We start from the raw sequence: 949 nt of genomic DNA on the forward strand, positions 1-949 counted from the left end.
AGAGGAATAGCAGCCATCAAACCAAAAGCAGTTGTATTCATTGCAACGGAGATGCTTTGAGAAAGAAGAGAAGCTTTTTCTGCTGGATCGGCATTGGCTACTGCAGTGAACGCAGCAATCAAACCAATGATAGTACCCAGCAAACCAAGCAAGGTAGATACGTTAGCTAATGTCGCTAAATACTGTGTACGCTTTTCAAGGCGAGGAAGTGTTTCCATCAAGCCTTCTTCCATAGCGAACTCAATTTCATCCCGGTTAGCATTGTTTAATAAACGACTTAAACCCGCACCCATAATTGCTGCAATAGCAGCCTGTGAGTCGTTAGCAAACTTTAGCGCTTTTGGGTAATCGCGCTTTCTAAGAATCGGTAACAGCCCCTTATCAAAGGCATTTCTATTAGAGTTCTTTGCTGCGGTTAAATATATAAAACGCTCAATAGCAATCGCTAAACCGATTACTAAAACGACTGCGATTGGGTACATAAACGCCCCACCTTCCTGAAAAAATCGCAAGATCGTATCTAACATGATTTGTGCCCCTTAATGTTCTAATTAAAGCGTTTTGCAAATACTACGAGTACGTAATGCTCATAGAATCGCTACCGCATCTATTTTTTGTATTCAAAGTAATTGTTCGGCGTTGATGACTAAATAAACATCAACGAAATAAAACAGAGTTTGTCGTCAGCTATAATGCTGATTTTCATTATGTCTTTACCTGCACCTTAATACGTATGAACAGGTTCACGTTCCTTGTTGACGAACGACTATGTGATTGCAAGTGTATAGACAGCAACCCAGGAATTCCGGGACACGCTCATAAATTCCCTACAAATTTACAAGGTTTTACGCTTTCCATTACACTATCGAGGTTTGAAAGACGGAGAATCGACTTCCAAAAACCTTGAAAAATGAATCTGCTGTCGGAACCGGACAGGTTCAATGCTATC

1 protein-coding gene is annotated in these 949 nt (G+C 40.7%); it reads right to left on the reverse strand.

Translation table 11 applies throughout. From position 1 onward, the window contains the following. On the reverse strand, positions 1–527 hold a 527-nt coding region (locus tag A3756_RS00600; protein WP_068552625.1), incomplete at its 3' end, for a MotA/TolQ/ExbB proton channel family protein. Positions 528–949: the final 422 nt, after the last annotated feature.

This window comes from Oleiphilus sp. HI0086, assembly GCF_001635225.1.